General features: G+C 36.9%; 26 protein-coding genes. 2 read left to right on the top strand and 24 right to left on the bottom strand.

Annotation, left to right across the window (positions count from 1 at the left end; translation table 11 throughout):
* Positions 1–66: 66 nt before the first annotated feature.
* From fcl to rfbB, 6 genes are all read right to left on the bottom strand, one after another.
* Positions 67–1017, bottom strand: a complete 951-nt coding sequence (gene fcl / locus AC1RM2_RS23945; protein WP_492987638.1) for a GDP-L-fucose synthase — start codon at positions 1015–1017, stop codon at positions 67–69.
* 5 nt (positions 1018–1022) lie between these two features.
* Positions 1023–2138: a GDP-mannose 4,6-dehydratase gene (gene gmd, locus AC1RM2_RS23940; RefSeq protein WP_492987637.1), complete on the bottom strand. Its 1116-nt coding sequence runs from the start codon at positions 2136–2138 to the stop codon at positions 1023–1025.
* Between the two features lie 242 nt (positions 2139–2380).
* Positions 2381–3241, bottom strand: coding sequence for a glucose-1-phosphate thymidylyltransferase RfbA (gene rfbA / locus AC1RM2_RS23935; RefSeq protein ID WP_492987636.1), 861 nt, complete (start codon positions 3239–3241; stop codon positions 2381–2383).
* Positions 3242–3259: 18 nt separating this feature from the next.
* Positions 3260–4123, bottom strand: a complete 864-nt coding sequence (gene rfbD / locus AC1RM2_RS23930; protein ID WP_492987635.1) for a dTDP-4-dehydrorhamnose reductase — start codon at positions 4121–4123, stop codon at positions 3260–3262.
* 44 nt (positions 4124–4167) lie between these two features.
* Positions 4168–4722, bottom strand: coding sequence for a dTDP-4-dehydrorhamnose 3,5-epimerase (gene rfbC / locus AC1RM2_RS23925; protein WP_492987634.1), 555 nt, complete (start codon positions 4720–4722; stop codon positions 4168–4170).
* Positions 4723–4753: 31 nt separating this feature from the next.
* Positions 4754–5803, bottom strand: a complete 1050-nt coding sequence (gene rfbB, locus AC1RM2_RS23920) for a dTDP-glucose 4,6-dehydratase (RefSeq protein WP_492987633.1) — start codon at positions 5801–5803, stop codon at positions 4754–4756.
* Between the two features lie 617 nt (positions 5804–6420).
* Between rfbB and AC1RM2_RS23915 the strand changes: the two genes are divergently transcribed.
* Both AC1RM2_RS23915 and AC1RM2_RS23910 read left to right on the top strand, forming a co-directional pair.
* The gene (locus AC1RM2_RS23915) at positions 6421–7803 is read left to right on the top strand and encodes an endo-1,4-beta-xylanase (protein WP_492987632.1); all 1383 of its coding nucleotides are present in this window, start codon (positions 6421–6423) and stop codon (positions 7801–7803) included.
* Positions 7804–8520: 717 nt separating this feature from the next.
* Complete coding sequence (locus AC1RM2_RS23910; protein ID WP_492987631.1) at positions 8521–9648, top strand: acyltransferase family protein; 1128 nt, start codon at positions 8521–8523, stop codon at positions 9646–9648.
* Between the two features lie 371 nt (positions 9649–10019).
* Here the strand turns inward: AC1RM2_RS23910 and AC1RM2_RS23905 are convergent, their stop codons facing one another.
* From AC1RM2_RS23905 to AC1RM2_RS23820, 18 genes are all read right to left on the bottom strand, one after another.
* The gene (locus AC1RM2_RS23905; protein ID WP_492987630.1) at positions 10020–10886 is read right to left on the bottom strand and encodes an aldo-keto reductase family protein; all 867 of its coding nucleotides are present in this window, start codon (positions 10884–10886) and stop codon (positions 10020–10022) included.
* Between the two features lie 6 nt (positions 10887–10892).
* Positions 10893–11900, bottom strand: a complete 1008-nt coding sequence (locus AC1RM2_RS23900; protein WP_492987629.1) for a Gfo/Idh/MocA family protein — start codon at positions 11898–11900, stop codon at positions 10893–10895.
* 21 nt (positions 11901–11921) lie between these two features.
* Positions 11922–13055, bottom strand: coding sequence for an NAD-dependent epimerase/dehydratase family protein (locus AC1RM2_RS23895; RefSeq protein WP_492987628.1), 1134 nt, complete (start codon positions 13053–13055; stop codon positions 11922–11924).
* A 115-nt stretch (positions 13056–13170) separates the two neighbouring features.
* Entirely contained in the window at positions 13171–14151 is a 981-nt protein-coding gene (locus AC1RM2_RS23890) for a WaaS/CpsH family glycosyltransferase (protein WP_492987627.1), read from the bottom strand.
* Between the two features lie 13 nt (positions 14152–14164).
* A complete protein-coding gene (locus AC1RM2_RS23885; protein ID WP_492987626.1) occupies positions 14165–14995 on the bottom strand; it encodes a 6-hydroxymethylpterin diphosphokinase MptE-like protein in 831 nt (276 codons plus the stop codon).
* Positions 14996–15044: 49 nt separating this feature from the next.
* Positions 15045–15707, bottom strand: coding sequence for a cyclase family protein (locus AC1RM2_RS23880; RefSeq protein WP_492987625.1), 663 nt, complete (start codon positions 15705–15707; stop codon positions 15045–15047).
* Between the two features lie 19 nt (positions 15708–15726).
* A complete protein-coding gene (locus AC1RM2_RS23875; RefSeq protein ID WP_492987624.1) occupies positions 15727–16176 on the bottom strand; it encodes a NanQ anomerase/TabA/YiaL family protein in 450 nt (149 codons plus the stop codon).
* Between the two features lie 11 nt (positions 16177–16187).
* Positions 16188–16934, bottom strand: coding sequence for an inositol monophosphatase family protein (locus AC1RM2_RS23870; protein WP_492987623.1), 747 nt, complete (start codon positions 16932–16934; stop codon positions 16188–16190).
* A 28-nt stretch (positions 16935–16962) separates the two neighbouring features.
* Positions 16963–17562 carry a D-sedoheptulose-7-phosphate isomerase gene (locus AC1RM2_RS23865; protein WP_492987622.1) on the bottom strand — a complete coding sequence of 200 codons (600 nt, stop codon included), beginning with the start codon at positions 17560–17562 and terminating at the stop codon, positions 16963–16965.
* 35 nt (positions 17563–17597) lie between these two features.
* Positions 17598–18590 carry a Gfo/Idh/MocA family protein gene (locus AC1RM2_RS23860; RefSeq protein ID WP_492987621.1) on the bottom strand — a complete coding sequence of 331 codons (993 nt, stop codon included), beginning with the start codon at positions 18588–18590 and terminating at the stop codon, positions 17598–17600.
* Between the two features lie 11 nt (positions 18591–18601).
* Positions 18602–19522, bottom strand: coding sequence for a phosphoglycerate dehydrogenase (locus AC1RM2_RS23855; protein ID WP_492987620.1), 921 nt, complete (start codon positions 19520–19522; stop codon positions 18602–18604).
* Positions 19515–20213, bottom strand: a complete 699-nt coding sequence (locus AC1RM2_RS23850; RefSeq protein ID WP_492987619.1) for an acylneuraminate cytidylyltransferase family protein — start codon at positions 20211–20213, stop codon at positions 19515–19517. The genes AC1RM2_RS23855 and AC1RM2_RS23850 overlap by 8 nt, the downstream gene beginning before the upstream one ends.
* Position 20214: 1 nt before the next feature.
* A complete protein-coding gene (locus AC1RM2_RS23845; protein ID WP_492987618.1) occupies positions 20215–21309 on the bottom strand; it encodes a glycosyltransferase in 1095 nt (364 codons plus the stop codon).
* Between the two features lie 21 nt (positions 21310–21330).
* Positions 21331–22563 carry a hypothetical protein gene (locus tag AC1RM2_RS23840; protein ID WP_492987617.1) on the bottom strand — a complete coding sequence of 411 codons (1233 nt, stop codon included), beginning with the start codon at positions 22561–22563 and terminating at the stop codon, positions 21331–21333.
* Positions 22564–23460: a glycosyltransferase family 2 protein gene (locus AC1RM2_RS23835; protein WP_492987616.1), complete on the bottom strand. Its 897-nt coding sequence runs from the start codon at positions 23458–23460 to the stop codon at positions 22564–22566. It abuts the gene before it with no gap.
* Entirely contained in the window at positions 23453–24886 is a 1434-nt protein-coding gene (locus tag AC1RM2_RS23830; RefSeq protein ID WP_492987615.1) for an oligosaccharide flippase family protein, read from the bottom strand. The genes AC1RM2_RS23835 and AC1RM2_RS23830 overlap by 8 nt, the downstream gene beginning before the upstream one ends.
* Before the next feature lie 31 nt (positions 24887–24917).
* A complete protein-coding gene (locus AC1RM2_RS23825) occupies positions 24918–25796 on the bottom strand; it encodes an NAD-dependent epimerase/dehydratase family protein (protein ID WP_492987614.1) in 879 nt (292 codons plus the stop codon).
* Positions 25796–26332 carry a dTDP-4-dehydrorhamnose 3,5-epimerase family protein gene (locus AC1RM2_RS23820; RefSeq protein ID WP_492987613.1) on the bottom strand — a complete coding sequence of 179 codons (537 nt, stop codon included), beginning with the start codon at positions 26330–26332 and terminating at the stop codon, positions 25796–25798. The genes AC1RM2_RS23825 and AC1RM2_RS23820 overlap by 1 nt, the downstream gene beginning before the upstream one ends.
* Between the last annotated feature and the right edge of the window lie 23 nt (positions 26333–26355).

The following is a 26355-nucleotide window of genomic DNA, read 5'->3' as shown; positions in this document are numbered from 1 at the left end:
ATGCATGCCGTATTGCCCTCTTTCAATTTGCCCGGGGCTCTAAATAACAAGCCTGCATTCATGGGTTTAACCTTGAATTGTATTTGCAGACAAGTTTTTGTTTAAAAAATCCTGGTAGGCCATTTCAATGCCTTGTTCCAATTCAATTGTATACTTCCAGCCTTTACTTTGTAATTTGGACACATCCATTAATTTGCGTGGTGTGCCATCCGGCTTGGATGTATCAAATTTAATTTCGCCGGGGTAGCCCACTATTTTCTTTATGAGCAGGGCCAACTCTTTTATGGAAATATCGTGCCCTGTACCAACATTTACCAGGCCTTCCTCATCGTAATTCATCATTAAATAATAACAGGCTTCGGCAAGATCATCAGCAAATAAAAACTCCCGCCTGGGCGATCCAGTCCCCCAGATGGTTACATCTGGCAGCCCCTGCTCTTTAGCCTCGTGAAAACGACGAATGAGGGCAGGTAAAACATGTGAGTTTTGCGGATGATAATTGTCATTATAGCCATACAAATTGGTAGGCATCACCGAAATAAAGTTACAACCGTATTGCGCACGGTAAGCATCGCACATTTTGATACCCGCAATTTTGGCAATGGCATAAGGCTCATTAGTAGGTTCAAGTAAGCCAGTTAACAGATATTCTTCCTTTAACGGCTGCGGGGCCATTTTGGGGTATATACAACTGGAGCCCAGAAACATCAGTTTTTTTGTACCTGTTAAATAGGCGTTATGAATGGTGTTATTTTGTATCTGCAAGTTTTCAAACAAAAACTCGGCCCGGTAAGTATTATTGGCTACAATACCGCCAACCTTGGCTGCGGCCAGAAACACATATTCAGGTTTTTCTGCCTCAAAAAAATCCTTAACCTGCTGCTGATCGCGCAGGTCAAGCTCTGCCGAAGTACGGGTAATAATATTGGTATACCCCTCCTTTTGAAGCCGTCTGTAAATAGCCGATCCAACCATCCCCCGATGGCCTGCTATATATATTTTAGCGTTTTTTTCCATAGCTGTTATTCAAACTGGTTTCTGATTGTATACCCGGAGTCTTTCAAAAGCTTTTCCCTTTTAAACAAATCAACATCGGCAGCAACCATTTCTTTTACAAGGCCTTGCAAATCATATTTGGGAACCCATCCTAATTTTGTTTTTGATTTGGTTGGATCGCCTATCAGCAATTCAACCTCCGTAGGGCGAAAATATTTTTCATCAACAGCAACAACCTGTTTCCCAATTTCAATTTGAAAATCCGGGTTATTACAATTTACCACATATCCCTTTTCTTCTACACCCTCACCCTTAAATTCAACCGTTATCCCAACTTCGGCAAACGACAACCTTACAAATTCACGCACACGGGTAGTTACGCCAGTGGCAATTACAAAATCTTCAGGCGTTTCCTGCTGTAGTATAAGGTACATGGCTTCTACATAATCTTTGGCGTGGCCCCAATCGCGCTGAGCATCAAGATTTCCAAGAAATAAAACATCCTGCAAACCCATTGCTATTTTGGCCGTAGCACGGGTTATTTTACGGGTTACAAAAGTTTCGCCACGTAAAGGGCTCTCGTGATTAAATAAAATGCCGTTACAGGCAAACATACCATAAGCTTCGCGGTAATTTACGGTAATCCAGTAGGCATATAATTTTGCTACCGCGTAAGGCGAACGCGGGTAAAACGGCGTAGTTTCTGACTGTGGTACAGCTTGCACCAGGCCATATAATTCGGAAGTGGAAGCCTGGTATATTTTAGTTTTTTTCTCAAGCCCCAATATCCTTATGGCTTCCAGCAGCCGTAAAGTACCTACACCATCTGCATTTGCCGTATATTCCGGGGTATCAAAGCTCACCTTAACGTGCGACATTGCGCCCAGATTATATATTTCATCGGGCTGTACTTGCTGCACAATACGTATAAGATTGGTGGAATCATTCAGATCGCCGTAATGCAATATCAGCTTAAGTTCGGTATCGTGCGGATCCTGATATAAATGATCGATCCTATCCGTATTAAATGACGAGCTGCGGCGTTTAATGCCATGAACCTCATACCCTTTATTCAAAAGTAGTTCTGTGAGATAGGCCCCGTCCTGGCCTGTTATACCTGTGATTAAAGCTACTTTTTTCATGTTATCCAAATGAGCAAATTCTATTGTGCAATAATAATTATTATATGGATGTTGTGTGTACAGCAAGTACCAGTTTTGTTATACTTACTTATGAGGTTTATTGCTAAGAATACCGTTACCAGTATAATTAAGCTTAAAACACAAAAATCTGCGATGTTGCAGATTTTTGTGTTTTAAGCCATTAATATTTGAAACCAATGAGGTACTTTACTAACACTAAAAGTTCCAAATATAAACTATATCTATTGTTCTATACCTTGAATATATTTTCCGTAGCCGCTTTTAATGTATCGTTGGGCCAATACCTGTAGCTGCTCGTAGCTTATGAAACCCATCCGGTAAGCCACTTCTTCAATACAGCCTATTTTGGTATCCTGGCGTTTTTCTATAACCCTCACAAATTCAGATGCATCGCTTAGCGAATCAAACGTACCTGTATCAAGCCAAGCGGTACCACGGTCCATTACACCAACCTGTAGTTCTTCTTTTTCAAGATAGATCCTGTTTACATCGGTAATTTCAAACTCCCCCCGTGGCGATGCAGGGATGTTCTTAGCAATTTCAACAACTTGGTTGTCATAAAAATAAAGGCCAGGTACGGCATAATTTGACTTAGGCTTTATGGGCTTTTCTTCAATAGACAGCGCTTTAAAATTTTTGTCGAACTCGACTACACCATACCTTTCAGGGTCGGCAACCGGATAAGCAAATATAGCCGCGCCATTTACATCATTAAAGCTTTGTATCAAATTACTAAAGCCCGATCCATAAAAAATATTGTCGCCAAGTACCAAAGCTACTTTATCAGCGCCAATAAAATCAGCGCCGATTACAAAAGCCTGGGCAAGCCCGTTTGGTACTTCCTGAACGGCAAATTCAAAGCGGCAACCCAATTCGCTGCCGTCGCCTAATAAACGTATAAAGCCAGCTTGATCTTCCGGAGTTGTTATAATTAATATCTCGCTTATCCCGGCCAACATCAATACTGATAAGGGATAATAAATCATTGGTTTATCGTAAATAGGCATCAGTTGCTTGCTGATGGCTTTGGTAATGGGGTAAAGACGGGTTCCGGAGCCGCCTGCCAGGATAATTCCTTTCATATGAGGATAGATTAGATTTTATTGTACAGATTCAAGCGCTTTAATACAAACTATAAGGCTATCGCGCCAGTAGGGAATACTAATACCAAATGTTTTCTTGATTTTGGATTTATCCATTACAGAAAACGCGGGCCTGGTTGCCCTTGTAGGATATTCACTTGTACGTATAGGGTAAGTTTTCACCTGGGTATTTGATATATCAAATATGCCCTTTGCAAAATCGTACCATGAGGTAACTCCTTCATTGCTGTAATGATAAATGCCATAATTCCCTTCACCAGCTGCAATAATGTCCAAAATAGCACCGGCCAGGTCAATAGCATATGTTGGCGTACCCACCTGATCGACTATAATCTTTAACTCGTCCCTATCGGCACCGAGCTTAAGCATTGTTTTAACAAAATTATTGGCAAATTCAGAGTATAACCAACTGGTGCGGATAATGTAATGCGCCGGCAATATAGCAGCAACATCCTGCTCACCTTCTAATTTAGTAAGCCCATAAATACTTATAGGTTCAGCAATATCATTTTCCACCAATGGGTTGGGCGTATCGCCTTTAAACACAAAGTCGGTTGATACCTGCACTAACGCGGCACCATGTGCCTTACATTGAAGTGCCAGGTTTTCGGCGCCTGTTTTGTTGATTTTACGTGCAAGGTCAATGTCGTCCTCGGCTTTATCAACGGCGGTGTAAGCCGCGCAATTAATGGCATGCGTAGGCTTATATTGTTCAAATACTTTATTCAGTAAGTCAGCATCCAGGATATTAGCCTCAGATTCTGGAGGGAAAAATATAGACGTTACGCCTTTAAGGGCAGCCACCTTTTTTAAACATTGCCCCAGCTGACCCGAAGCACCGAACACTACTATATTTTGCATATCGAAATTTTATAATTTTGTTATTGGGAAGGTAAATGTATTTATTAAAAGCCCTGGTCGCCGGCATCTTTTAAGAATGGCAACTCAAGGTCTTTTTCAGAAACTAACAGTTCACTTGCCGGCATACCCCAATCAATATTCAATTCCGGATCTGCATAATGTAAACCGCCTTCGGCAGCTTTATTGTAATAATTATCGCATTTGTATTGAAATACTGCTATATCACTCAAAACAATGAAACCATGTGCAAAGCCCCTGGGAATAAAAAACTGCTGATTATTTTCTTCGGACAGCTTCACAGAAAAGTGTTGGCCGTAAGTGGGTGATCCTGTTCTCAAATCAACAGCAACATCCAATACTTCCCCTTTTGTTACCCTTACCAACTTTGCTTGTGCATGTTCGCCTTTTTGAAGATGCAATCCTCTGAATACGCCTTTTGTTGAGTACGATTGATTATCCTGAACAAAATTGACTTCATAGCCTACTGCATTATTAAAGGTTTGCGTGTTATAGGATTCAAAAAAGTAGCCTCTTGCATCATTAAAGATTCTTGGGGTAATCACTATACATCCCTCGAGGGGAGTGGGGGTAATTGTCATAAAGTGTATATAATGAGTTTACTATTATTTATTAATTAGCGTATTGATTATCGTAATAACTGGCATAGGCCCCGCTTGTAACATTATTTAACCAGGTTTTGTTTGCTAAAAACCAATCAATAGTTTCAGAAAGTCCCTGCTCAAAGGTTACCGAAGGATACCAGCCAAGTTCTTTATTGATTTTTCCGGCATCGATAGCGTACCGCCTGTCGTGTCCTGGCCTGTCTTTAACATAGGTAATGAGTTGTTTGCTTGTACCAGCCTCGCGACCCAGCTTTTGATCCATTTGCTCACAAAGCAAGTTTACAAGATCAATGTTTTTCCACTCATTAAAACCGCCTATATTATAAGTATCGCCAACTTTGCCTTCATGAAATATCAGATCAATAGCTATAGCATGATCTTTTACAAACAACCAGTCACGGGTATATTGGCCATCGCCATAAACTGGCAGAGGCTTGTTATTGATAATATTATTAATCATCAACGGAATTAGTTTCTCTGGAAAATGGTATGGGCCGTAGTTATTTGAGCAGTTTGAAACCACCACTTTTATGCCGTAAGTATCGTGATAAGCCCGTACGAAATGATCTGACGCCGCTTTACTTGCACTATATGGCGAATGTGGATCATAACGCGTATCTTCAGTAAACAAGCCTTCTGCTCCTAATGCTCCATAAACCTCATCTGTTGAAACGTGGTAGAACAAATGTTTTTCATAATCGTCTTTCCATTTTTCTTTGGCAACTTCCAGCAAGTTTACTGTGCCGATAACATTCGTGTAAACAAAATCCATTGGACTCAAAATTGATCTGTCCACGTGCGATTCCGCAGCCAAATGCACCATGTCTGTAACCGAATATTTGTCAAAAATGGCGCTTATCGCTTCCTTATCCATTATATCGGCTTTTTCAAATTTGTAATTCGGGGCATTTTCGATGTCTTCCAGGTTTTCCAGATTCCCTGCATAGGTTAGTGCGTCAACATTAACTATTAAATAATCTGGATACTTAGTTACAAACCGGCGAACTACGTGTGAGCCGATAAAACCGGCCCCGCCGGTAATGAGGATTGTTTTCATAAAAGGCCTATGGGTAATTAATAATTTAGTAAAAAAAATTAAAAATTATTACAAATATTAAAACTAAATACTATATTGACAACAAATATAATATTTTCTGGCAATTATTAACAAACTTTTACTTTCAGTATAAAATAATTGCCGGCGCCTTAAATTAAAAATAGACTAAGCTGTTTCTTTTGCGACTACCCCTTATCAACTCAAAAACATGGATCATCAAATTTTTCAGACCTTATCCCGCCAACTATTAAACCGCGTAGTAACACAACTTCCCTATTACGGATAACCTTTTTAACCAAGGATGCAGACACTCTTACATGATAACAGATTATTGGGGTATCTGGATTAATATTTTCAAACGAGAATCTATGGTACATTAATATAGGAGAACCGCAATATTCAAACTCATATATTCTTCACATACAAAAATTAGTTTAGCAGCGTTTAATTAGCAAATTAAATATACTGTAAAAATGTCTCATGGCATACCGGGCCTTTAATGATAGCCCATACAAAACATTAATTAATCTACTACGTTGTTAAACCGGTTTGTAAATAATAAAACTACAATGAATCACGCGTCAAATGAAATTCAATTAAACGGCAATCATTTTAATATGTTAAAAAAAACATTAGCAATCACAGTACTTGGAATTGTAGCCATTGGCTGTGTTTATATTTATTTTTTTGATAGGGAAAAAATCAAACAAGAAGCTACGGTAGCTACCGTAGCTTCTCCCGTTGAATCGCCTCCCGAAGAAATACGAACACCACCAATTAAATTGGATAATGCTGCCACAAAAACAACCCTGGCCAACAATCAAAACCATTCAAACAAGAAAGCAAATAGTTTTGTAACTACGGTTAAAAAGCAGAGTGCAGACACAGAAGAGTACGATCCTACTATAGTAAAGCGGTTACTAATGAAAAAGGGGATTTACTTTGGCGACTATCTTGGTAATGAAGATGTAAGATTGGAGGCCCCCCGGCCAAAAAACTTTTTAGTTGAAGTAAATAAGTACTTTAATCTTTACAGCATACCAGCGTGGTTTAATCATATTGAAGACAAGCAGGGCGTGTATGACTTTAAAGCAGTTGATGAAGTAGCCGATTTTGCTGTAGCGCATGGAGCCAAAATACAAGCCCATAACCTGGTTTGGCATTACGCCATACCAGACTGGCTTTCAAAAGGCCATTTTACACCCGATCAGTTAAGTGTTATTTTAAAAAATCACATACAAGCAGTAATGCGCCACTACAAAGAAAAGTATCCTGGTGCAATTATTTCGTGGGATGTAGTTAATGAAGAAATGGGTGATTTTCCTGATAACCCGAAATTGTGTTTTACAAGCGGTCTTAGAAAAAATATCCCCTTATGGAATGCTATTCATAAACCAGGTTCTAATGACCCGCTCGATTATATCAGACTCGCATTTCAATGGGCTCATGAGGCCGACCCCACCGCAAAGCTTTATTGGAATGATTTTAATGTTGAATACAAAAGCTTCAAAATGGATAACTGGTTTAACATTATAAAGCAGCTGAAGAGTGAAGGCGTGCCAATTGACGGGGTTGGCTTTCAAACCCATTTAACTCTTGCGTATAATCATCCGTTTAGCGAATTAACAGAAAACATGGATCGTTTTGCAAGCATTGGTCTTACGAGTCAGGTAACTGAAATGGATGTGATTATGTCGAGTACATCAAGGTTAAATCCGCCATATAAAGTTACATTAGTACAAAATATAAGCGCAGCAGATTATGAAAAACAGGCGCAAATGTACCGAGGCGTACTTAATGCATGTATTAGGGCTAAAAAGTGTAATGCATTAATTTTATTTGGAGAGTGGGATCCCGGCAGCTACGCTAATACCGCGTTTAAAGATGTATTTGGTCGTTCATTGGGGCTTTTTCACCCTAATATACTCGACGACAACATGAGACAAAAACCAGCTTTCAAGGCAATGGTCGACGAAGTAAAAACCACTATTCCAAATTAACTTACACTACAAAGAAATAGTATAAAAAAAGATTAAATGAAAGATCGATTACGATATGTAATCGATCTTTTTTTTTTGCACTTTATTTGAAATTCTTAGCCATCCAATGAAACTACAAGCAAAATCATAGACGGCCTTAGCCATCTGCATCAACAATGATTGCAATAGCTCAATTTTCCCTATTATATACATTTAGTTATACTTCAATCTATAGCAACTGCACGCTCAAGAATTCATAAAAGCAAGCTGATATAGATATTAATCATTTCCACAACTTTAAAAGCCCGTTAACACGTAGGCCCAATAAAATATCATTTTGCAGGCAGTATAAAACTCGCCGTTACATCATATTCCCAGGATATAATCGTGCAGAAAAAAAACCATGTCAAGCTGCATGCAAATTTCAAAGCTGTATAGAATTCTCATCAACCTGCATTCTGTTTACTCCTTGGATTATGCTAACAATACGTTTTGCATTCAATTACCATAAATCTTCATTGAGCAACACATAACATAGGTCATAAAATATTGGTTTCATGCCTTCTCACCCGCTATGGCTCACAAGCGAGTACCATTAACGTATAGCTATATAAAATTTCAACAATGGCATTAAATTTGCTTAAAAATTAAGTAATGTTAAAAAACAACCATATTTGGTTAAAAACATTTCTAATTAATTAGTCTATTATCTCATTTTCTTCTTTATCTATTCTATCTATGCCTAAAAAAAAATACTTTACAGAACTTGAATCTCTGCGCGGAATCGCGGCAATATTAGTGTGTATTTTCCATGTCAGATATTGGTCTATTTTCAAAGGTGTATCTGAAATATCCCATTTCGATCTTTTTGTTGACTTTTTCTTTGTTTTATCAGGCTTTGTAATTGCGCTGAGCTTTTCAACTACTATTACCAATAGTATAACCTTTAAAAATTATTTGGTTAAACGTTTTTTTAGGCTTTACCCTCTTTTCCTCTTCGCATCTATACCTTACCTTTTTACCTCAATACTAAAAACCTATTTCCATGCTAACTCCTTCCAGACCAGCAATTATTTTGAGATGAAAGATTTTCTTTTTTATATTTCTCTAACTTTTAAATGGGGTGCCGTTAAGGAACTTATATACAATCATCCTTCCTGGTCAATTTCGGTAGAGTTACTTTTGTACATATTGGCCGGTTTTTTATTCTTGCTAAAAAGAAACCGCGTGGTAAATATCATCGCAAGTATGTCACTTGCCCTTGTTTCACTTGTTCTATTAATAAGTTTTAGAGACACCTTAAATGTTACCGATAACTTTGTAGTTTTTAGAGGAATATTTTCTTTCTTTATCGGGATGACTGTATTTTACTTTTTTAATACTCCAGGGCGGGTAACTGCAAAGTCAAATTCAGCATTGCTATCAAATCTCTTCCTGATTTTAACCATATCATTAATAATAGTTTCATTTGGGTTGGCAGGTAAAAATACAAGCGCAACGTTTGTATTTCCACTCTTATGGGCACTACTTATTTACTTTATAATTAATAATAAGTACCCATCGTGGTTCATCAAATTTCTTAATCTAAAATATGTCCTTTATCTGGGTACTATATCTTATTCATTTTACCTTATGCACCCGATAATGATTTTTGTCACCGAAAAAATTTTTAACAAAGCCCGACTTGAGGCAAATAGCTCAGTTTCAATTGCAGCAACGTTGTTTTATGTGGGTATAACTATAATGTGTTCAAAACTCACATATGAATATATTGAACTACCGGGTAAAGATTTTTACAAGCGTTTTAATAAAGCGGACAGCAACAAAAAAATTGCGCCAGCCAAAACCCTGATTGTTAATCGATAAGTACTTTGCTGCCCATTAAAAGAATTTCAACAAAAAAGATTTTCTTCAACTAAATATTAATCAGCTATAAGTTTAGCTTCATTAAATCGGGAATAACCGAGATCACTTTTTAAGGTTAAACCGCTTTGATCAAAATAAACACTGCTGTCAACTTTTACCTGAAAGCTATAACAGCACTTTCTGGATTTTGAAGCTATGTCAAAAAAACTTTACATACAAAAAAAGAGGCCATCTCAAAATATAAGTTTGAGATGCGCCTCTTTTTTTGCATGAGTACCTTTGGCGATTTTTTATTTTTATAACTTTCAAGAACTCATACGACCTCTTTCAACCGCCTTTATTTTATAAAGGTACTGTTCAAAAACATTGCTTTATCCCTTAATCTCATCAAAATGATGAATTGTCTCAACCGTATTTTGAATATTTGCCTTTGATGAGGCACCAAATAGTATTGATTCGATATTAGGCAAATTGCACACATATTCAAGAGCTTCTTTAGGTGCTATAGCTCCTCCGCCTAAAACCTGCATAGCAATAGCCCTAAATTTTCGGGTTTTTAATGTCTCTTCGTAAATTTCTTTACCACCCGACATTCTGAAGCCAACTTTATTAATTGACGCGCAAATAATAGGATTTTGAACGCCGCCTTTTTCAAGCACGTCTAAAAGCTTAGGCATATTCATGGTGATGAACCCTGCTTCAGCGTTATATTTCTTTTTAACGTAATTATTGAATCCTATCAAAATATCATACGCTCCTAATCCCAAAAACAAATCTGTTATTACATTTTGAAGGAAAATTACTGGAGTGTTTACCCCCTTAAACATTTTCATTTCGGCATCCACCAGCAACTCCATTATTGATAAGAAGTCTTTTGATAAATAAGCAACACCTCCTTTTAAAATTGTACCAAAAAGGTTTCCGGGAACGTATTGCTTAATTGTACCGGCAATACCCAATTCGGTTACCGCATTTGCATATTTATGGGCATATGGCATACAAGGAAATATCTTAAAGTCCTTATATTTCTCAGGATCATTTCTAACTATTTCACAGATATTCGCAATCCGGTCATGGGTGGTACACATAAAAGTGTTTATCCCCAATGCCCTTGCTTCATCAAGTGTTTTTATAATTGCACTATCCTCCCTAAACTTAATGGATTGTGCTCTTGACTTTTCATCAGATATGTGATTAACCGCAAAAAATTGATTATCACCAAACAGAATTCTTTCCATTATAATTTATTTACTTTTTTTAATCAATTCAATTGCATTGTCTGTATACCATGCACTTTGAAATGTATTTATTGAATTAGGAACTTTTCCGGCCACGGCTTTGATAAAATAATCCATCTGTGCAGAATATTCTTCGCCACGCAAATAAAAATCAACCTCTTCTGTAAGGTCGGTAATATAACTGACGTTCCAGCCTTTTGAATAACCTTTTAAACTGTCCCCATCTTTTAAAAACACTTTAAGTTCGTTGGCATCTGATACTATCTTCCCTTTTGTGCCGGCAATGGTAACAGTTGTTGACATTTTCCTGTATGTCTCGTCGCTCCAATTAACAGAAAGTACACCTGAAACCCCATTTGAAAGTTCTAATAAAGAATATACAGCATCTTCCACGTTATTTGAATAAATTGATTTTAACAAGCTTCCCTTTACGCTTTTTACCGGGGCAAGCAAATCATTTACCAAATCAATCACGTGCGATGCATAGTCGAGCAAACATCCGCCTCCTTCTGACGGGTCCGAACGCCAGGTATCTTGTTTTGGTTTTATCACAACCGGCCCATAGGCCTCGCCAACGAAATGATATATCTCGCCTAAAGCGCCACTTTTAACAATTTTTTTTACTTCGCTAAAAGTTCCAATAAACTTATTGTGGTAACCCACCTGGTTTACAACCTTTTTTTCGGCGGCCAACGTTACCAGTTCTTGCCCTTGTATCGAACTTAAGCAAAAAGGTTTTTCGGCAAAAACGCTAATGCCTTTTTCAAGCAGGTATTTAATTACCGGATAATGAAATTTTGTAGGCACAGCTACAATAACCGCTTCCGGCATTGTTTCCTCAACCATCTTCTGGTATTCAGTAAAACAATTAAATTTTGCGTGTTTTGTTAAGAAATCATTCACCATTTTTGAAGTGTCGCACACGCCAACTACTTCAACATCCGGGTGGGCACCAAGGATTGATAAATGAGATATGCCCATTTTACCAGCGCCAATTAATCCAACTTTAACCATTAATAAAAAAATTTGATTGTTTTATTTTAATAAACCTTTGCTTTGCATTTCCCGCAAAGATTGTTCGTATTTACTTTCTGCAACCTCCTGTTGTTTTACCCAGGCAACAAATTTGGCAATGCCCTCTTCGAAACCAACTTTGGGCGTAACACCTAATATATTTTGCAAACGGTTAATATCTGCAAAATTGTGCCTTATGTCGCCAATGCGATACATACCACTCACTTCATAAGGAACTTCGATTCCAAAATTTTTCATTAATGCCTGTGCTACTTCTATCACTGTAGTAGCAACTCCTGTACCCACATTGAATACCTGGTTGTCGCCTTCACTTTTTGTTAGTCCAGCAATGGTTGCATCAACCACATCATCAATAAAAACAAAATCACGACTTTCGAGGCCGTCTTCAAAAATATTGATATTTTGATTTGCGCGTATCCTGTTCGAAAAAATAGACAATATACCTGTATACGGGTTAGTTAATGACTGGCCGGGGCCATAAACATTCTGATATCTGAATGCTACGGCAGCAATACCTATAGCATTACACACATTAAGCACTAATTGTTCCTGAACCTGCTTTGTAATCCCGTAAACGGAGGATGGATGAATTTTAGAATTCTCATCGGTAGCAACCAACGTTAATTTACCACCGCCCGGATAAGTTACCTCAAAGTTACCACCTTTCATATCTTCATCTTTGCGATGTGATGGATACACTTCACCAAGCGTTTCGCTGATATATTTCCCTTCGCCATAAATAGACCTGCTTGAGGCTATTACGACCTTTTTAACCTGATGGGGTTTATTGGTAAGAATATCAAGTAAAAGCGCAGTCCCCTGAATGTTTACATTGGTATATCGTTGTACTTCATACATTGATTGTCCTGTTCCCGTTTCGGCAGCAAAATGTACAACAGCATCCTGATCTTTTAAAGCTTCTTCCCAATCTTCAGCAGAAGTAACCGTTCCTCTAATAATCTCAACCTTATTTAAAATTGATTTATACAACGGCGATGTTTCCTCCGGGTTTGAACCGTGGATTTGTTCTGAAAGGGTATCTAATATTCGTATCTTATACCCCTTTTCAATAAGTTTTAAGGCAAGATGCGATCCTATAAAACCAGCACCTCCTGTGATTAAGATTTTGTTCATCAGTAATATTTAAGGATATTTTTCAATTATAGCAGATAAGTATGTTAGTATAAGGATAGTGTTTATAAACGTTGCTAAAATTAATCAATAAATAATAAATTTGGCAACAAAAATTCTATTTTCTTAAAAAATCATCAATAAAATCATAAATATCTCTACTTTTTGCTAACAATCGAGCGTTAAAACTCTCCTCATACTTATTCAAAAGCTCTTGCGGTTCATCGCCTATGTTGTAGATGATGGTATTTGTAGAGTTAAAACAATCGCTTCTATGCATAAACTTGTTATTGGTAATAAGTTTTGTACCCATTTTTATAGCTTCGAAGCACCTCATGGTTATGCCTGTTTGATCGCTGTGCGCGTAATCAATAGTAAACCTCGAATACTTAATCGCATCTGTATAATCTTTATAATTAAGTGGTTTTTTAAAAATGTATTTTTTTAACTTAAGATAAAGGCGAGGATTTTTAATAAAATTGGCGAAAAAAGTAAAAATGTTCATTTCATATATATATATGAACACGTTCTCGGGTTTGAGTATATTCAGGACAGAATCAATATAAACTAACCGCTCGGAGTGATTACGTACTATATACGACAGTTCATACTTAATTTCCTTTTCATTTGTAGCGGTCGCCGTTGAAGAAGTAAAAAGCTCAAGTGCGGGGAGGTTATATTTATCGGCATCACTATAATCAAAAGTAAAGTATTTTGAAACCGATTTGTACCATTTTAGCGGACCAGGGTTATATTTAAATGAATCCCAGTTATAAGCAGCTATATATTTAACCGATTTTTTCATTTCATCGATTAGTCTTTTGCTTATGCCGCGGCCTTTAAATATTAATGCAACATCATAGGTTTTGCCTGCAAGGTAGTTTTCTGTTATTGTTTTATAGGTAATATTGAAAAGAAACGGGAGTTGGAGTTTACCCATTATTTTACCCAAAGTACCTTCGGGATATTCGTCATTTGATACCGTAACCTCAAACCCCTTGTCTTTCAAAGCATTTCCTATTATTTTTTCAAATGAATAAAATTTTTTGGGAATTATTAAAAGGCAAGTTGGTACGGTGTTTAAATTTTTCTCGGTCATAAGGTATCAGACATTATTTTTTAGTGAAGAGCGAATAAAAGTCCGTTTTTTCAAACACCTGTAATTTGCCATCAATAGTTGCATCTTTAAAAATACGACCATCGGCTTCAAAAGCCTGCCGGGCAAGTTTATAAGCGTATTCTTCGGTTTCAAGATCAGGCGCAAACCATGTCATACCAGGTTTATAGTACCCTTTAATGAAATGGTTATCCTCTTTTCCTGTACTTGCAATTCCGGTACCCGTTTTTTCAGTTGTGTTATATGAATGATCTTTACCTATCAAGTATACTTCTGTAAATCCCATGTAATAGGCCAGTTGCATTGCCAGGTATGTTACAGATCGTCCGGTGCCATAACCCTGCTTTGAGATATCGATAGAAAAATCGGGGACAAGCCTGTCTTTTACAAAATATTGATTTGGCTTTTTCGAAAATTTGTGTCGCAGAGCCCAGTTATAAAAACATGGCATTGGCTGGTTGTCATAATCCTCAAGAAACTGCAACAACTGTGCTTCTATGTCAATACAGCTGAGGTAGGTTGGCGAAAACCCATTTTCGTCTTTCAGCATATAAATACGGTTAAGCCCTATGGTGTATTCGTTCTTAAGTAAAGAAAAATCAACTTTCTTAAGGCTCGGCCCATTTGCAAGAATGAAACAACGCTTACCCTTATGAATATCTTTGAATTTTTGGATACCCTCGCGATTTTTTTTTGTGAATGGGAAAGGCAATGCCCAAAGCACTTTTTGGGGGATGTCCTCAAGCCTTCGCACAACCGCCTTAAAAACCCTTTCAAAGGTTATGTCGCTGCTTTTTAATGCTAATAAACGTTTTAAATTTCCCATGTAGTGTAGTTGTAAAACCTCGTTTTTTTTGCCTATATTTTTTAAACAGTTATGCTTTTTTTGCAAAAACAGTTACTGCCCCACCGTTGCCATCCTCAACAAATAAAGGAGCAACAATTACCCATTCAAAAGGCTGTTTTGCTTCGTTTAATGCCATATCTTCAATCACAAGTATGAAATTTTTATCTCCTCCCGGACATAGAAATTGTTTATGGCTTTCGCGCCCTTCAGCCCTGAACTTCCACGAAGTCAGTGATATAAAATCAAAGCCTACACACCTTAATTTAGGATATTTGGCTCTGAAGTAATCTGCAAGTTCCGGCGCTAAGCCCGGATTATCATTCCAATACTTATCTTCTGTGCGATAATCCTCGAATCCGGTACGGATAAATAACAATTCAACGTTTTCATCAATAGTTAAGTCCAGAAAATCACTTATCCCAATAAGCCTTGCTTCGGCACAAAGTATCTCGACAGTTACTACATTTTTATAGTAATACTCTTGTAAGGGAATATCAAATGTTTTTTTCCCATCCTTACAAAAATGAAAAGGCGAATCGATATGAGTACCTATATGATTGTTTGAAAACACCCAACACGTTGAGTTAGCGGTGTCGCCTTTTAGGATCGACGAATTATCTCTTATAAAAACCCGGTCCCTGTTACCGTAGCCTGGTGTACTTTGTGAAATAGTGTGTGATAAACGTATCATATAAGCACTTCTTTTTGCCTTAGCATTTTATTTTGATAACAAGCTTTTTAATATACTCCGGCTGTTTAAAGCAATGCATCGGAGCATGCGCATCAATTGGAAAAAATATTCCGAATATGCCGTTTCCGATAACTACTTCCGACTCAGGCACAGATGTTCTGAAAAAAGTAACGTCCTTGGCCGCGTCGTAGGTTGTATAGGCCGAAACCTTATCAAGCGTTGTATATTTCACAAGTTCCTTCCCTACAAAAGGAAACTGTATATCAATAACATGCTGATGCGCTTCATAGCCAAAACCGTTATCAACTTTAGTTTCGTACTCCATAACCAAGGCTTTTACATTGGCCGATATGGGGTATTCGCCTATTGCAATATCAGCAGGAGCGTTTTTAATAAACTGGAGCCCTTCATAGATATCGGCATCGAAGGATTTATAAAAGTCGATATTCGTAATTGAATCAATGATCATTAATGTGGCGTTTATTGTCCGTTTGATGCGTAAACTTTTAAATAATTGGGGCCGGTACCTTCGCTGTAATTGTATGTACCGCCCGCGGCTACTAAGATGGCAAGGCCGGCGGCAACATCCCATATGGCAATATTATTTTCCATATATACCTCCATGCTGCCTTTGGCAACCATAATAAGCGACAATGCTGCTGAACCTAATAAACGTACCTTTTTGTAAGCCTGAATACCCGATACAAACTGCATCAGATTCTCCTGGCTAAAATCAGAGTACACAGGAAAGCCAGTGGCTAATATGCTATTCCTCTTATCAAGAATATTGCTTACGGTAATTTTTTGATCGTTGCAATAAGCTCCGTCTTCAACAATGCCGCTGTACATATTACCATGATTAAAATCATAAATAACACCTAAAACAGGCTTGCCATCTTTCCAAAGGCCTATCGACACGCCATACATCTCAAAATCTCTCGAAAAATTAAGGCTGCCATCAAGCGGATCAACTATCCAACAAAGTGCTCCTTCGCTGGTGTTTTTCACCATACCCGATTCTTCACTTAAAATATTGTATGGGGAGTTTTCTGCAAGGTGTTTTACAATCAGCTTCTCTGATTCTACATCAGCCTCCAGTTTGATATCTTTATCAATACTGCTATTGATTTTCACATCGGCCTGCTTTGCCTTTAATAATAACAAGCTTGCTAACCGGGCGGCCTCGATAGCTGTATCGAGATCCTTTTTAAATACTGAAGTGTACATGATAATAGTTAATTAATAACATAAAATTTTATGTTAATGAAAGAAACTCCTCATCAACCGAAAGGTAGTTTACAATTATATGGTTAAGGATCATGTGCACATCTTCAATAGGGCCGTAATCACCTTTAGGATTTGGTGTGTATAATGAAATTGTTGAAATATCATTTAACTTCCCGCCCGAAAATCCTACAAAAGCAATTGAAGTACCGCCTAATTCATTGGCAAATGCTGCCGCTTTAACCAGGTTGGGTGAATTACCACTTGCCGAAATAGCAATAAGCACGTCACCGGCAACAAATTGGCCACGCATTTGCTCAACAAAAACGTCTTCAAAATTATTATCGTTACCAATTGCTGTTATCATCGGTACATTATCTGTTAACGCGAAAATTTTTGGACGAAATTTTGAAAAATAGCGCACAAAAAATCTAAAATCGGCTTGCATATGTGATGCTGTAGCAGCGCTGCCGCCATTGCCAACCACATAAATGGTATTGCCGTTTTTAAATGCATTAATCATAGCGGTTACTACCTGCTCAAGATGCTCAACTTCAATTTTGTTTAAAATGTCAGTTAAACGGGTAGTGTAATCTTTTAGATAATCTTTAATTTTTCCTTGTCTTTCCATTGTAGTAGCGTATTGGGGTTGTTGTACTTATATTGTTAAAAATCTTTTTGTTCGTAAACTTTATCTATGATGCGCATGAGCTTATAGGCGTCATCAGAATTGCCAATTTTAATCGGCTTATCTTCATCAATGGAATCAAAAAAATGATCCATTTCATAGCGCCAGCTATTGTTGTTAACATATTTTGTTACAACTTCATCCTGCCATGTTGCTGCTGGTGCGGTTGAACGGTTTTTTGCAATTGATAACGTTTCTTCGCCATATGACATGGATGAGGTTATCAGCCCGTTTAACACCATATATCCTTTTTCAAGGAAAATCTCAAGCGAAAATAAGTGGCGCCATTGCGACATCGTTGAATGTAAAGAAGCTACTTTACCTGTTTCTGTTTCTTTTAATATAACAAAAGCGTTATCTTCTACATCCATATGCCAGTAAAGGTTTGAAACTTCGGCTTTTACCACATCGAAATCACCTGATAGGAAAAGGAACAAATCCAACATGTGGATGCCCTGGTCCATCAGGATGCCGCCGCCCGCAAGCTCTTTTTTGGCGCGCCATTGATTAAAATAATCTTTGGTTACGCTTTTACCGTACCTGCCTCTTAACCATAACACTTTGCCATACTCGTTACTTTCAATAAGCTGCTTCATATATATCACACTATCATGATGACGGTGATTAAAACCATACATTAGCTTTTTGCCGCTTTTGGCTTCAGCTTCTTTAATTTCTAATATATCGGCACCAGTAAATGCAGGAGGTTTTTCGCAAAAAACATGTTTGCCGGCATTTAACGCTTTTATCGTTAAATCCTTATTCAGGAAATTGGGCGTGCAAACAATAATGATATCCAAATCAGGGTGATTGATGATTTCCTCATGGCTGATATTAGGAACTCCTTTGAAATCCAAATCACCATTAGGTTCAGACACTGCGATAACCGTCCCCTTTTTAATTTCGTCAATGGCCTGGTGACGTATCTTACCCATCACCCCATAACCTATTATACCAACTTTATAATTCATAGTATGTATTATTATTTTAGCGCGTTAATTAAATTATTAACTGCATCAATTTCCATTAACAATTTCCCTTCTTCGGCGTATGAACCCAGGTGAGGAGTGAGTACCACATTATCCAGATCACATAGAGGCCCGGAATAGGGCTCTTCAGAGAATACATCAATTGCTGCGCCTGCTAATTTATTGTTCTTAAGAGCGTCATAGAGAGCACCTTCGTCAACTATACCACCGCGAGATATATTTATTAAAAAAGCACCATTTTTCATTAGGGCAATTTCTTTACTGGCGATAACTGCAGACCCGTCTTCATTGCCCGGAACATGAATAGTGAGTATATCGGCTTTTGACAACACTGCGTCCATATCCATCAGTTCGACACCATTGGCTGAAGCCCACGCCGCATCAGCATAAGGATCATAACCAATCACAGGGTTCCCTATGCCTCTGAACAATTGGGAAACCAGTTTACCAATACGGCCTAAACCAACAACACCTACTACCTTGTTAAGCACCAGGTTACCCACCTGCTTTTTCCAAACTTTATTTTTAAGGTCATAATGGGCCTGCGGGATTTTGCGTAATAAAGAAAGTGTCATGGCCAGCGTTAACTCGGCAACCGCACGGGTTGGGCCATCAGGGGTATTTGTCACAATTATCCCTTTTTCGGCAGCATATTTTAAATCAACACTATCCATACCAATACCAACACGGCTGATGCACTTTAACTTCGGCAATGCATCCATCACTCGTGCAGTAAGCGGTTCAACACCAGCAACTATACCTATACAATCTTTAGCTATTTCGATAACCTCATCTTCGGTTAATTTGCGGCCATAAGGATTATCAATTACCTCGTACCCGTTTTTAATCAACAAATCTACAGGTTCTGGTCCTACCTGCCCAAAAGAAGAAGGGGATGTTAGTATTTTACTCATAATATGCTATTTCTTCGGTTTTATTACTCAATTTTGATTTCAAATACAATTCGGCAAGTATAAAATCCTCCTCGGATGATACCTTTATTGACCTTACCGGATCAAAAGGATATAACCCATAATTACCCACAAATACGGCGTAGTTATACTTTTCGTAGTGCTCTTTAAATTTTTTGGCATTCCAGATACAAACCGTCCATGCACATAGCTGAATAGGAATAAGATCTTGAGTCATTGGCAGTAAACCATCGGTTTTAAAATTCAATGGCTTGCCGCCATAAAAAGATTGCAGCTTCTCTTCTTTTACAGATATCAGCGTATCTAATTGATGCTCTTCATAAAACCGGATTGCATCATCAATGTCAGATGGTAACACCAACGGCGATACCGGATTAATTAGTACCAAATTCTCGGTTTCTATGTTACACAAAAAATCGTAGTTAAATTGATCCTGAACAATGTGGTCTTCGGCAAGTTCTGGCTTACGTTCATAAAACTCAACCCCGTAATCAGCACACAGTTTACGCATAATTTCGGCCTCAGAGTTTACATATACCTTATCAATAAATTCCGACTTTTTTGCGGCCTCAATAGCGTACGCAACCATTGGTATTCCGTTTATTAGACGAAGGTTTTTTTTGGGCACCCGCTTGCTGCCAAGCCTTACCGGGATTTCTGCAACGTATTTCATGTTAAATTGATTCAACTAAATATTTTATGTTTTTTGTGTAGTTATCAAATCCCGCAAACGAACTCACACTTGTTTTAAGCACTTCTTTATCATGTTGTGAGTTCAACATATTGTCAATTTTAGATTTCAGTTCTTCTTTATTATCAAAATTAACAAACTCCGCCTTTTTATTTACTTCCCTTAATACCGGGATATCTGAGCACAATACGGGAGTGCCAATATATTGCGCCTCAAGGGGTGGCAAGCCATAACCTTCGAAAGTAGAACTATAGATCAACAATTTTGACGAAGCCAATTCGATATATTTCTGCTCCTCTGAAATTCCGGAGACAAAACTTATCTCTATATTATTCTGCGCCGAAATAATATCCATTTGGGTTGCCAACTCTTCGGATAACTTTTTTTTGTTTCCTATTATTAATAATTGATAGCCGCCGGGCAAACTCTCAATTACATTAATCAATACCTTGGGGTTCTTATGTTTCTCTGTAAACCGGCCAAAAAAAACAACCTTATTTTGCTTAATTGAACCACCTATAGTGTCGGCTACTACCGAGTTTATCGCGAGGTATAACTGCAGATACTTTAAATTTGCATTAAAGTTTGAATAATAACCCTGAGCGTAACTCATCCCGGTTTTAGTTGTCGATAAAATGGCATTTACCCGCGGTAAAATTTCATTGCTATACTTATACAGCGATAGATCCCGCATGCCCGGCATTACTTCATTAACCCAGTTGGGACTTTCGAAATCAAGGAACCACAACGGACATTTAGATTTATCCTGGATTTTTTTTACTGCCGGATAAAACAAAAACCTATCAAATATAAATGATTTTTTTGAGGCTAGGTGTGGAACTAATATGACCAGATCATACCTCTTTGTATTTGCAAATTGAAAGTATGGAGTTATGATTAACTTAAGGTTATCGCTACCCGGATAATTTTTAAAATCTTTTAAAAATACCGGCTCCACATTGGTGTAATAATCAACTTTGTAGCTATTTGCAGCCAAGCCATAAGCCATTGTTAACGCGTGAATTCTTCCACCCGAGTAAATGTTTTTATAGTTTAAACCCAATATAGCTACTTTCATTAATGCACTTTAATTTTTACGTTATATAGTTTTTTGAATTTGATTATCAGTTGGAGTTGCATTAAATGTTTGTGCTTGGGTTGCATCATCAGGCAGTTCCAATAACTCTCTTCTCATTTTTGCCTTCACATAAATTAAGTATAAGCAGATTGAGAAACATATTATACCCCCTGCATATGAAAACGGCCAGGTGAGTAAGCTAAGTAGAGCAATAGTGATAAGAAAGTAACGCTCCATTGTTTTAGTTGCTTTTCTCATTGCTTTGAATAAAAGTGAGACATAGATAACTATGTAAAATAACCCAAACCTCACGTAATCGCCAATTAATCCGACATCGGATAACCAATAGCCCTTGCCATTTCCAAGTTGCGCAATTTTGTTACCATAGGGCGAGTTAAAATCAACTACACCATTGCCAAAAAATATTTCAGAAATATTATCAGAAAACTCAAACAAAAAATGATTTGCAGCCTTCACCCTAATATAATTATCTCCTTGATTTAACTGGTCGGCGGTTAACGCTGTTATCTCTTCGTAATACTTAGGTGGTACAAACACTATTGCTGCTATAACCATTAAAAACATAACAATGATTGACCTGGCCTTTTCCCGAGAATTGATAAACATAAAGAACACTCCTGTAGCAACCGAAAAAAGCATAAAGCGCGATCCTGTTAAAAATAGCCCGGCAATAAAAAAGAGAATAATTAAAAAGTTTCCTATTTTAAAACCCTCTCTTATAATTTTGTCGATCAGAAAAAACAGGCCCATATAAATAAATTCCTGTCCGTCAATTCTAAACCTTACGGTGGATCGCTCGACGGTAAAATTAGCACTGTTTACAATCTCCAACGGATATACTATTACCTGTATTACTATAATTGACGTTACAATAAATGCCAGTATAAGCACCGTATTATATAAAATTTTAATGTCAGGCTTTGTGACCAGAAGATAAAAAAACACCATGTAAAAATACATGAAACGTTGCTCCAGAAACGTATCCACAAAACTTTGGTTATGAAAAAAGAGTGCGTTAAATGCCCCTATAAATACACAACCCAAAATAAAAAATATAGGTGTTTGAAATACCGTATACTTTAACTTATTTAAATTAGAAATGATATAACAAAACAAAAATAAAACAACTGTTGCCTGGCTAAAAGCAATAACATTGATACTAAAAAATATCAACCTGAAATAGCCTGATGCAATAAAGAAGATTATAGCGAGGAACAGTGCTTTAAATTTCATTTACCTGTAAAATAATCCTGTAATTAAACCCTTTAAATGGGTTCCAAATTTTTTATAATAAAAATCCCTAATCAAATACCTATAGGTAAAGCGGGGAAGTTTTCCTACCTGGTTAAGAATACCCTTAGCTAACTTTAAAGAATCACCATGTTTTCTTATTAAGTAAAAATAATTGCGGGCCGAATAAAACAGTGCCTCGTTAGATGGGAACCTTCGTCCTTTCTCTGAACCATCTTTCCAAATATGTTCATGCCAACATTTTGACTTGGTTGTACTTGCAATTTTTATTCCTTTTAATTTAGCCCGGTAAAACAAATCGGCCTCATCTCCATATAAAAATATTTTTTCGTCATAAAGTCCCACAATGTCAAAAAAATCTTTTCTAACCATGTAAGCTCCACCACATGCAAACCCTATCTCTATAAACTCGGGAATTTCGTTTGTAAATTCAACACCGGTATAATGCTTTTTAATCGAAATATCTTCATTTATTTCGCCTCCATATTCTCTTATTATGTTTGAATTATTTTCATAAAATATAATAGGGCAAATTACACCAAAATCTTTGTGCTCTTCAAGCGTATTACATAAAGCTGTTATGCTGTCGGTAGGCATCCGCATATCTTGTATAAGGAAATAAATATGCGTACAATCAGTGGTTAACGCGTATTTAATACCGGCGTTAAATCCTCCTGTTATGCCAAGGTCCTTTTCAAGCTCAATAATATGGGAATTTGTAAAATACGACTTTACCTTTTCCTTATACCCGCTTTTAGAACCATTATCAACTATAACATGATACGCTATCTCATTTTTAAATTCTTCATAAAATTTACACCACTGCTCAAACTGATAGTCCTCGTCATGGGCTGTAGTTATTACAAGTATTTTATTCATTTGCTTTATTTTTCAAAAAGGTGTTGAACCTGTTATAATTAAAATAACAACTTACTACAAATACCAACCCGAACAGGCAACATCTTATTATGAAACTATAATTGGTTGGTAATAATAAACATGAACAAATGGTTATCGTGCAAATAATTAGGGGTTCAATTAACGCCTTAAAATCCAATCCTAAAGATTTAAAAAAGACGATGAATAGTAATGGAGTTAAGAAAGCGTAAGACAAAAAGTAAGCGATTGCTTCGCCTTTTGCGCCGCTTAATGATCCATACCACAATACCGGAGTACAAACTATCGCATTTACCACACCGCAAACAGATAACAGACGCTGTTTATCAGATGCCATCCAAAGCGTTCCTATTAAGCCCTGAACCGTAAACAAAAAAACAAACCATATCTGATACTTAAAAATAAATACAGCTGGTAAATATTCCTTGCCAAATACTATTAAAATGATCTCTTTACTAAATATGGAAAATAACGCACTTAAAACCAGTAAAAGATTTATAAACAATGGCGTTAACTGCTGTATTTTTACCCTAAACCGCTCTTTATTATTTGACCAAAGAACGCTTACATTTGGAAAAAAAGACAAAAGCGCAAGCGAAGTTATTAATTTTATCGGCTGAGTTAACCTATTACTCGTATTAAAATACCCAAGTTCAATATTCGAGCTGTTTATTTTCAAAAAATTGTTTGCCAAAAAATTAACTGGTAGATTAACGACAACAAGTATAAAGTACGGGAAACTTTGAGAAAAGATACTCTTTGTTATTTGTTTCAAATTACTGATGGGTTCGGCCAATAGCTTTGCTTGTTTTAAAGAAATATATGCTATCAGTATGTTCACAAACAAAACCAACGTATAAGAAATAAACATTGTTTGTTGCGTAAATAAGTCGTTTTTAATAAGCAGCAAAAAAGCAATCCATATCACCAGGGTAATTGATTTTAATACCCCAGGATATAGCATCTTTTGATGAGCCATATAAACCGCTTCGGACGTGTCCCAAAAGTTAAGTGAAAATATATTTATCGCCAGAACAACAAACGTTAGTATATCATATGACGATATTAACCAGCTATAAAGTAACAAAAGTACAAGTGATATTGCGAAACCTATAGCTTGTAAAAGCATTCCGGCGGCAAAAATAGTATTGGTTTGTTTTAAGTCTCTTGCAATATTCCGGATCACAATGTTTTTAATCCCTAATGATGCAATTGTAGCAAATAACTGTCCTTGTACAAGCAAATAGCTAAATTCACCAAATCCTTCCGACTTTAATCTTCTGGCAATATATACAAGGCTGATAAGATTAAAAATCTGATATACTAAGTTCCCGAAAACCAAATTGCTGAAATTTTTCAGAATTTTTAAATTTCCGAGTTGACTTATCTTTTTTAGTGGATTACTCATATAATATTAACCTTTGCTACAATGCTGTATACTACTCGTTAAAAAGCAGTTTTATACCGGTTAAAAAATCAATTTCCTGTTTCCAGACTGGCAGCGATTGTATAACTGCAGGCTCCATGACCTCTCTTGAACGATATGGTAGCCCGCCCCATTTTATATTCAATTTTTTATTGCTTACTTCTTCAAATATACCGGCCAATTGCCTTAACGTGATTTTTTCACTACTTGGCAACGAGAAGCATTCGCCTTTAATACTTGCGTCAGGACTATCATTTAACTGCCGCGCCAATATTTCAAATCCCTTTACAACGTCGTTAATATATAATATGTCAATAATTTGGTCGCCAGGCGACATTTTCAACTCCTGGCCATTTTCAGCAAATTCTCTCCAAATATTAAATATTTTTTTACGGGTATCGTTTGGCCCATAGGTATCGTTTAACTTTAATGTGGCAAAGTTGATATTGGCAACGGTATAATAAAACTTGGCAATATCTTCAAATGCCTGTTTCGTAGCTGCATACAAATTTACCGGGTTATAAGCCTCATTATTAAAGTTTTGGAAAAGGGTTCCTGTGTTTATAAACCATTTCAAATTCGCCTTGCATGCTGCATCTAACACCTGTGTTCCGAAGGTTACATTTGAACTGATCAAATCCTGAATTTCTTCCGGCTTATGTTGATAGAGGTAAAGTGTAGCAAGGTGGATAACACCATCTATCTTGTTTTCGATTAGAAATTGACATAGATGTTCCTGACCTTGATACACAATAATATTCGATTTATCTTCAACAAAATCAATATTAGAAGTGGATCTAACCAATATGAATATTAAATTTCCTTTTTCTGTCAATTGCTTAAACAGATGTTTACCTATAAATCCTGAAGCGCCCGTAATAAGTATATTCATCAAAAAGCAGATTTATATTTGTCAAACGGCTCAAAATCCGCATCCCTAACAGAAATGATAGGAGAATCTATTTTCCAATCCATATCAAAAGAGTTCCATAAAATACCCATATCGCAATCTTTGTTGTAAACAGAAGTCTGCATGTATGAAACAATCGTATTGTCTTCTTTCGAGAGGAAACCATGGGCACAACCATTAGGTATGTAAACCAGTTTTGGAAAATCTGCAGAAATATCTATGCTATAATATTTCCCGAAAGTGGCCGATTTTTTCCTTATGTCAAGTACTACGTCGGTTATACTCCCCTGGTTCACAAATACAAGCTTCGTATGATCTGCTGGTGGGGTTTGAAAATGCATTCCCCTAACTACATTTTTATGGGATACAGAAAAATAGCTTTCTTTTATTGCAGTTGTTAAATTATGACTATTAAAGAAATCTTCATTGAACATCTTGGTAAAACTCCCCCTGTTATCTGCTATTTTACTCAAATGCAAAATCTTAAGACCTTCAATAAAAGTATTTTCTAATTCCATTGGCATAAATTATATGAATAGGT

This window comes from Mucilaginibacter sp. GW822-FHT03E02, from assembly GCF_058801545.1.
This window is presented reverse-complemented; position numbering and strand designations above follow the sequence as displayed.

Excerpts from the sequence above, each read along its gene's own strand:
- fcl (WP_492987638.1), bottom strand. The coding sequence starts at position 1,017 with ATGGAAAAAAACGCTAAAATATATATAGCAGGCCATCGGGGGATGGTT.
- gmd (WP_492987637.1), bottom strand. The coding sequence starts at position 2,138 with ATGAAAAAAGTAGCTTTAATCACAGGTATAACAGGCCAGGACGGGGCC.
- rfbA (WP_492987636.1), bottom strand. The coding sequence starts at position 3,241 with ATGAAAGGAATTATCCTGGCAGGCGGCTCCGGAACCCGTCTTTACCCC.
- rfbD (WP_492987635.1), bottom strand. The coding sequence starts at position 4,123 with ATGCAAAATATAGTAGTGTTCGGTGCTTCGGGTCAGCTGGGGCAATGT.
- rfbC (WP_492987634.1), bottom strand. The coding sequence starts at position 4,722 with ATGACAATTACCCCCACTCCCCTCGAGGGATGTATAGTGATTACCCCA.
- rfbB (WP_492987633.1), bottom strand. The coding sequence starts at position 5,803 with ATGAAAACAATCCTCATTACCGGCGGGGCCGGTTTTATCGGCTCACAC.
- AC1RM2_RS23915 (WP_492987632.1), top strand. The coding sequence starts at position 6,421 with ATGTTAAAAAAAACATTAGCAATCACAGTACTTGGAATTGTAGCCATT.
- AC1RM2_RS23910 (WP_492987631.1), top strand. The coding sequence starts at position 8,521 with ATGCCTAAAAAAAAATACTTTACAGAACTTGAATCTCTGCGCGGAATC.
- AC1RM2_RS23905 (WP_492987630.1), bottom strand. The coding sequence starts at position 10,886 with ATGGAAAGAATTCTGTTTGGTGATAATCAATTTTTTGCGGTTAATCAC.
- AC1RM2_RS23900 (WP_492987629.1), bottom strand. The coding sequence starts at position 11,900 with ATGGTTAAAGTTGGATTAATTGGCGCTGGTAAAATGGGCATATCTCAT.
- AC1RM2_RS23895 (WP_492987628.1), bottom strand. The coding sequence starts at position 13,055 with ATGAACAAAATCTTAATCACAGGAGGTGCTGGTTTTATAGGATCGCAT.
- AC1RM2_RS23890 (WP_492987627.1), bottom strand. The coding sequence starts at position 14,151 with ATGACCGAGAAAAATTTAAACACCGTACCAACTTGCCTTTTAATAATT.
- AC1RM2_RS23885 (WP_492987626.1), bottom strand. The coding sequence starts at position 14,995 with ATGGGAAATTTAAAACGTTTATTAGCATTAAAAAGCAGCGACATAACC.
- AC1RM2_RS23880 (WP_492987625.1), bottom strand. The coding sequence starts at position 15,707 with ATGATACGTTTATCACACACTATTTCACAAAGTACACCAGGCTACGGT.
- AC1RM2_RS23875 (WP_492987624.1), bottom strand. The coding sequence starts at position 16,176 with ATGATCATTGATTCAATTACGAATATCGACTTTTATAAATCCTTCGAT.
- AC1RM2_RS23870 (WP_492987623.1), bottom strand. The coding sequence starts at position 16,934 with ATGTACACTTCAGTATTTAAAAAGGATCTCGATACAGCTATCGAGGCC.
- AC1RM2_RS23865 (WP_492987622.1), bottom strand. The coding sequence starts at position 17,562 with ATGGAAAGACAAGGAAAAATTAAAGATTATCTAAAAGATTACACTACC.
- AC1RM2_RS23860 (WP_492987621.1), bottom strand. The coding sequence starts at position 18,590 with ATGAATTATAAAGTTGGTATAATAGGTTATGGGGTGATGGGTAAGATA.
- AC1RM2_RS23855 (WP_492987620.1), bottom strand. The coding sequence starts at position 19,522 with ATGAGTAAAATACTAACATCCCCTTCTTCTTTTGGGCAGGTAGGACCA.
- AC1RM2_RS23850 (WP_492987619.1), bottom strand. The coding sequence starts at position 20,213 with ATGAAATACGTTGCAGAAATCCCGGTAAGGCTTGGCAGCAAGCGGGTG.
- AC1RM2_RS23845 (WP_492987618.1), bottom strand. The coding sequence starts at position 21,309 with ATGAAAGTAGCTATATTGGGTTTAAACTATAAAAACATTTACTCGGGT.
- AC1RM2_RS23840 (WP_492987617.1), bottom strand. The coding sequence starts at position 22,563 with ATGAAATTTAAAGCACTGTTCCTCGCTATAATCTTCTTTATTGCATCA.
- AC1RM2_RS23835 (WP_492987616.1), bottom strand. The coding sequence starts at position 23,460 with ATGAATAAAATACTTGTAATAACTACAGCCCATGACGAGGACTATCAG.
- AC1RM2_RS23830 (WP_492987615.1), bottom strand. The coding sequence starts at position 24,886 with ATGAGTAATCCACTAAAAAAGATAAGTCAACTCGGAAATTTAAAAATT.
- AC1RM2_RS23825 (WP_492987614.1), bottom strand. The coding sequence starts at position 25,796 with ATGAATATACTTATTACGGGCGCTTCAGGATTTATAGGTAAACATCTG.
- AC1RM2_RS23820 (WP_492987613.1), bottom strand. The coding sequence starts at position 26,332 with ATGGAATTAGAAAATACTTTTATTGAAGGTCTTAAGATTTTGCATTTG.